Source organism: Streptomyces sp. NRRL S-495 (assembly GCF_000966955.1).
Classification (GTDB): Bacteria; Actinomycetota; Actinomycetes; order Streptomycetales; family Streptomycetaceae; genus Kitasatospora; species Kitasatospora purpeofusca.
The window spans coordinates 1-5,840 of sequence record NZ_JZWY01000638.1 but is presented as its reverse complement, the minus strand read 5'-3'; the positions used below and the strand labels follow the sequence as shown (position 1 = coordinate 5,840).

The following is a 5,840-nucleotide window of genomic DNA, read 5'->3' as shown; positions in this document are numbered from 1 at the left end:
CCCGTGCACCCGGCGCGGGGCGAGCGTCACGTTCTCCAGCACGGTCAGGTGCGGGAAGAGGTTGTAGGACTGGAACACCACGCCGATCCGCCGTCGGACGGCGTCCTCGTCCACGCGGGGGTCGGTGATCTCGGCGCCGTCCAGGAAGACCGCGCCGTCGTCGATCCGCTCCAGCAGGTTGACGCACCGCAGCAGCGTCGACTTGCCGGAGCCGGACGCGCCGATCAGCGCCGTCACCGAGTGCTCGGGCACGCTCAGGTGCACGTCCGCGAGTACCACCCGGCCGTCGCCGAAGGTCTTGCGCACCGCCTCCAGCCGCAGGACCGGCTCGCCGCCGGCGGTCGTCCCACCGTCGGCCGTCCCGTCGGGCGTTCCGTCGGTCGTCCGCTCCGTCATGACAGGCCCCCTTCGTAGCGCCGGCGGTCGGCCCGGGCGGTCAGCCAGCCGGTGAACCGGGTCAGCGGGACGGTCAGCGCCACGAAGACGAGCGCCGCCACCAGGTACGGGGTGGAGTTGAACGACCGGCCGTTGATGATCTTCGCCGCATAGACCGCGTCGATCACCCCGCCGATCGACACCAGCCCGGTGTCCTTCTGCAGGCTGACCAGATTGTTGAGCAGCGGCGGTACCACCCGGCGCACCGCCTGGGGCAGCACCACGAACCGCATCGCCTGCGCGTGCGAGAGCCCCAGCGAGCGGGCGGCGGCCAGCTGGCTCGGATGCACCGACTCGATCCCGGCCCGGAACACCTCGGACACGTACGCCGCGTAGGTCAGCACCAGGGCCGCGCCGCCCAGCCACAGCGGGTCGGTGGTGACCCCGGTCAGCCGCAGCGCCGGGACGCCGGTGATCATCACCAGCAGGCAGATGATCATCGGCAGGCCGAGGAAGAAGTCCACGTACACCGTGGCCAGCAGCCGCACCGGCAGGAAGACCGGCCCGCGCAGCGTCCGCAGCACCGCGAGCAGCAGGCCGAGGACGAGGATCAGCACCCCGCAGACGGCCATCAGCTCCAGATTGATCCGCAGCCCCTTGAGCACTTCGGGCAGCGCCTGCCGGGCGTACTCGGCGCTGAAGAACGAGCGGCGCACCGCCGGCCAGCCCGGCGAGCCGACCACCAGGGTGACCAGCGCGACCGCCGTCAGCAGGGTCGAGGCGGCGGCGATCAGCGCCGAGCGGCGGGCCCGGCGGCGGCGGAACGCCTCCCGGGCCAGCCGCCGCGCCGAGGGCCGGTAGCCCAGCGGGTCGGCCGCTTTCGTGGGTGGGAGGTCCGTCCGCCCGGCTCTCACGTCCCCGGTGCTTGCCTCCTCCGCGCTCACCTCCTCCGCGCTCACCGCAGTACAGGAGCGGACACGGCGTCGGACAGCCACTCCTGCTCCAGCCGCGCGAGCGTGCCGTCGGCCCGCAGCGCGTCCACCGCCGCCGAGACGCAGCCGGTCAGCCGGGAGCCCTTGTCCAGCACCAGCCCGAACTGCTCGCCCCCACCGCCGGCGCCCGTCAGCTGACCGACCACCACGGCCTCGGTCACCTCGGCCCCGGTGATGTAGAAGGCCGTCGGCAGGTCCACCACCAGCGCCTCGACCTGACCGTTCCTCAGCGCGGCCTTCGCCAGGTCGTTGGAGTCGAAGACGGCCGGCGGCGCGGACGGTCGCACGGTGCCGGTGATCGCCTCCAGGCTGGTCGTCCCCACCTGGGCGCCCAGCTTGACCCCCTTCAGGTCGGCGAGGCTCCGGGCCGAGGCGGCCTTGGAGCTCTTCAGCGCGATCACCGCCTGCCGCACGTCGTAGTAGCCGGAGGAGAAGTCCACCGCCTGCCGGCGCTCGCTGCTGATCGACACCTGGTTGACGTCGAAGTCGAAGTCCTTGGGACCGGGCGCGGTCGCCCGGCCGAACGGTGCGACCACCCAGGACACCTTCTCCTTCGGGTACCCCAGCTTCGCCGCGACCGCGTACGCCACCGCCGACTCGAAGCCCTTGCCGTTCTCCGGCCGGTCCTCCGAGAACCACGGCTCGTACGCGGGTTTGTCGGTGCCGACGGCGAGCGTCCCCGCCGTCCGGGTCGGCAGCGCGCCGGGCGAGCAGTCGGCGGCGCCGCCCGAGGCCGAGGCGCCGGTGCCGGCGGCCGGTTCCTGGGCGGCGCAGCCGGTGACCGCGGCCAGCAGGGCACCGGCGAGCAGGGCGGCGACGGCGGACGTGCGGGGGAGGGGCATGGCGGTGCTCCTGGACGCGAAGAGGCGGACCGGTCGGGTGGTGACCTCCCCCGGTGGCGGGCCCGGGACACGCGCGGCATGGTCGCCTTGGGAGCCTTCGTCCCGTGTCGTCCGGAAGATCCCCTCGCCTGTTCACGAGCCTGTCACGCGCGCTCCACCGCAGGGCACGAAAGATCCGTCGCTGAACCCCCCCTTGAACAGAAGAACCTTTCGTACATATGGTGGTCTCGTTGAAAACCCTCCTGTCGAAGTGAGTCCCCGATGCAGAATCTTTCGCCAAGGGTCGCTGTGGCGGCCGACGCCCCGGCCCAGAGCCTCGCCGCGCACCCGGCCTGGCTGCGACTGAAGGACGCCGTCGAGACCCTGCGCCCCCTGCAGTCCAAGGACGGCTCCATCGACCTGGCCGCCGTGCAGCGCCACACCGTCGACCCCCTGGTCGCGACCGTGCGCACCGCCGTCGCCGAGCTGGCCCCGCTCTTCCCGCACGACGCCGCCTACCTGGCCGCCGTCGACACGGACCTGGCCAAGTGGGCCGACACCGGCTACCGGGAGCCCGACTTCCTGGACTCGCTGCTCGCCTTCCAGCCCGCGACCCAGCGCGAGGACGGCCTGCAGCACCTGGTCGTCTTCCCGATGTACACCCAGAACGGCAACCCGGACCGCAACCTCGAAGCCGTCCTGCTGAACGTCGTGTGGCCCGACTGGCTGGCCGAGCTGGAGCGGACCCGCTTCGACAACCCGATGTTCGTGCCGATCACCTTCACCGACTTCACGGCCGGCTACGACACCAACTCCGCCGTCCTCTTCCCCGAGACCGTGGCCGTGCGCAAGGCGCCGGAACGTTTCACCTGGGGCGGCATCTTCTGCGACCGCGAGGCCGCCCGCTTCCGCGTGGTCTCCACCAACGCCGTCGAGCTGCTCGGCCTGGAGATCCCCGCCGACGCCGAGAGCCTGCTGCAGGACCAGGAGCGCTCGCAGCAGACCTTCGTGCTCTGGGACCTCATCCACGACCGGACCCACAGCCACGGCGACCTGCCGTTCGACCCCTTCATGATCAAGCAGCGCAGCCCGTTCTGGATGTACGGCCTGGAGGAGCTCCGCTGCGACCTCACCACCTTCAAGGAGGCGGTGAAGCTGGAGACCGAGGGCAACGTGCACGCCCGCGACGTCCAGTACGCGATCCTCTTCGACCGCCTCTTCCGCTTCCCGGTCAGCGGCGACCGCGTCCGCAACTACGACGGCATGGGCGGCCAGCTGCTCTTCGCCTACCTGCACAAGCACGACGCGCTGCGCTGGCGCGACAACCGCCTCAGCATCGACTGGGAGCGGGCCCCGCAGGTCACCAACGCCCTCTGCGCCGAGATCGAGACCCTCTACCGCGACGGCATCGACCGCCCGAAGCCGGCCCACTGGATCGCCGCCTACGAGCTGGTCTCCCGCTACCTCACCCCGCACCCGGCCTCGACCTGGGCGAAGGGCACCGAGGCGCTCCCGTTCGGCAGCACCGAAGGCAAGGCGCTCAACAAGGCGCTGTGCGACGCTGTGCTCCCCGACGAGTTCCCGCTGAGCATGTTCTACGAGGCCCTCTCGAAGAAGCTCGGCGGCGTCATCGCCTCGACCGCCGGTATCACCGGCGCCGGCCTGCAGGGAGTCGCCGCGTGACCACCGCACCCAACGGACCGCTGACCGGCAAGGTCATCGCCGTCGCCGGAGCCAGCGGCCCGGCCGGCCAGGCCGTGCTGCGCCGCCTCGCCTCCGACGGCGCCACCGTCATCGGCGCCGACATCGACGCCCAGCGCCTGGAGTCCGCACTCGACTCCGTCCGCATCGCCGTCCGCGGCGCCCGGGTCAGCGGCCAGGTCATCGACCTCCTCGACCCGCAGGAGGTCCACGACTGGGCCGACCACCTGGAGGCCGAGCACGGCCACGTCGACGGCGTGTTCCACCTCGTCGGCGGCTGGCGCGGCAGCAAGACCTTCTTCGACAGCCGGATCGACGACTGGGACTTCCTGCACGACACCGTCGTGCGCACCCTCCAGCACACCTCGCTGGCGTTCCAGCCCGCCCTGGTCCGCAGCGAGTCCGGCCGGTACGCGATGATCTCCGCCGCCGCCGCGCACAAGCCCACCGCGGGCGGTGCCGCCTACGCCGCGGCCAAGGCCGCCACCGAGGCCTGGACGCTCGCCATGGCGGACTCCTTCCGCAAGGAGACCACCGCCGAGGACGGCAAGCCCACCGCCGCGGCTGCCATCCTGGTGATCAAGGCGTTGGTCAGTCCCGAGATGCGGGCCGAGAAGCCGGAGGCGAAGTTCGCCGGCTTCACCGACACCGCCGACCTCGCCGCACACCTGGCGGGCCTCTGGGACCGCCCCGCAGAAGAACTGAACGGACAGCACCTGTGGCTGACAGCCCAATGACCGACCTTTCCGAGCTCTCCGGCCACACGGACGCGCAGCGGCGGCACGACACCGCCGTCCGCGGCTTCTCCAGCGACAACTACGCCGGCGTGCACCCCGAGGTGCTCGCCGCCATAGCCCTCGCCAACGGTGGCCACCAGGTCGCCTACGGTGAGGACGACTACACCACCCACCTCCAGGACGTCTTCCGCCGCCACTTCGGCGAGCAGGCCGAGGCGTACCCCGTCTTCAACGGGACCGGCGCCAACGTCGTCGCCCTGCAGGCCCTGCTGCCGCGCTGGGGCGCGGTGGTCGCCGCCGAGAGCGCCCACATCAACGTGGACGAGGGCGGCGCGCCGGAGAAGATGGGCGGCATCAAGCTGCTCACCGTCCCCACCCCCGACGGCAAGCTCACCCCCGAGCTCATCGACCAGCAGGCCTGGGGCTTCGGGGACGAGCACCGCGCGCAGCCGCTCGTGGTCTCGATCACCCAGAGCACCGAGCTCGGCACCCTCTACACGGTGGAGGAGATCCGGGCGATCGTCGACCACGCGCACCAGCTCGGCATGCTGGTCCACGTGGACGGCTCGCGCCTCTCCAACGCCGCCGCCTCGCTCGGCGTCCCGCTGCGCGCCTTCACCACGGACGTGGGCGTCGACGTGCTGTCCTTCGGCGGCACGAAGAATGGCCTGCTGCTCGGCGAGTGCGTGGTCGTGCTCAACCCCGAGAAGGTCCGGAACATCAAGTTCCTGCGCAAGACCTCGATGCAGCTGGCGTCGAAGATGCGTTTCGTCTCGGTCCAGTTCGAGGCGCTGCTCTCGGGTGACCTCTACCTCCGCAACGCCGGCCACGCCAACGCCATGGCGAGCCGGCTGGAGGCCGCGGTCCGCGGGATCGACGGTGTGACCGTGGTCCGCCCGGTCCAGGCGAACGCGGTGTTCGCGATCCTCCCGCGCGAGGTGAGCGAGCGGCTCCAGAAGCGCTACCGCTTCTACTTCTGGAACGAGCACACCGGCGAGGTCCGCTGGATGTGTTCGTTCGACACCACGGAGGCCGATATCGACGCCTTCGCGGCGGCCATCGCCGAGGAGATGGGCCGCGCCTGACGCGCCCTCCGACCGCCGATCGTCCCGTCCCGCCGCCGCGGGACGGGACGATTTGCTTCTGACGGTCCCGTCCCCGTACAGTTCCGGAGTCGCCGCGAGAGAGCGGGGACAAGCGGAAAGCGAAGTCGG

Annotated in this window: 6 protein-coding genes; 3 read left to right on the top strand and 3 right to left on the bottom strand. The window is 71.5% G+C overall.

From position 1 onward, the window contains the following. The 3 genes from VR45_RS29505 to VR45_RS29495 all read right to left on the bottom strand — a co-directional run. A partial coding sequence (locus tag VR45_RS29505; protein WP_159394396.1) for an ATP-binding cassette domain-containing protein occupies window positions 1–396 on the bottom strand: 396 nt, incomplete at its 3' end. Then, window positions 393–1,289 carry an amino acid ABC transporter permease gene (locus VR45_RS29500; protein WP_045942919.1) on the bottom strand — a complete coding sequence of 299 codons (897 nt, stop codon included), beginning with the start codon at window positions 1,287–1,289 and terminating at the stop codon, window positions 393–395. The genes VR45_RS29500 and VR45_RS29505, both read right to left, overlap by 4 nt. Window positions 1,290–1,330: 41 nt before the next feature. Then, complete coding sequence (locus tag VR45_RS29495; protein ID WP_045942918.1) at window positions 1,331–2,209, bottom strand: ABC transporter substrate-binding protein; 879 nt, start codon at window positions 2,207–2,209, stop codon at window positions 1,331–1,333. Window positions 2,210–2,470: 261 nt separating this feature from the next. Here VR45_RS29495 and VR45_RS29490 point away from each other — a divergent pair, with 261 nt between their 5' ends. From VR45_RS29490 to VR45_RS29480, 3 genes are read left to right on the top strand one after another with little or no spacing between them, the layout of a single operon-like run. Beyond that, window positions 2,471–3,871, top strand: coding sequence for a DUF6421 family protein (locus VR45_RS29490; RefSeq protein ID WP_045942917.1), 1,401 nt, complete (start codon window positions 2,471–2,473; stop codon window positions 3,869–3,871). After that, window positions 3,868–4,626: an SDR family NAD(P)-dependent oxidoreductase gene (locus tag VR45_RS29485; protein WP_045942916.1), complete on the top strand. Its 759-nt coding sequence runs from the start codon at window positions 3,868–3,870 to the stop codon at window positions 4,624–4,626. Before VR45_RS29490 ends, VR45_RS29485 begins: the two co-directional genes overlap by 4 nt. Next, window positions 4,623–5,711 (top strand): low specificity L-threonine aldolase, encoded by a 1,089-nt coding sequence (locus tag VR45_RS29480; protein ID WP_045942915.1) that lies wholly within the window; start codon window positions 4,623–4,625, stop codon window positions 5,709–5,711. The genes VR45_RS29485 and VR45_RS29480 overlap by 4 nt, the downstream gene beginning before the upstream one ends. The last annotated feature ends 129 nt before the right edge of the window (window positions 5,712–5,840 follow it).

Excerpts from the sequence above, each read along its gene's own strand:
- VR45_RS29480 (WP_045942915.1), top strand. The coding sequence starts at position 4,623 with ATGACCGACCTTTCCGAGCTCTCCGGCCACACGGACGCGCAGCGGCGG.
- VR45_RS29495 (WP_045942918.1), bottom strand. The coding sequence starts at position 2,209 with ATGCCCCTCCCCCGCACGTCCGCCGTCGCCGCCCTGCTCGCCGGTGCC.
- VR45_RS29490 (WP_045942917.1), top strand. The coding sequence starts at position 2,471 with ATGCAGAATCTTTCGCCAAGGGTCGCTGTGGCGGCCGACGCCCCGGCC.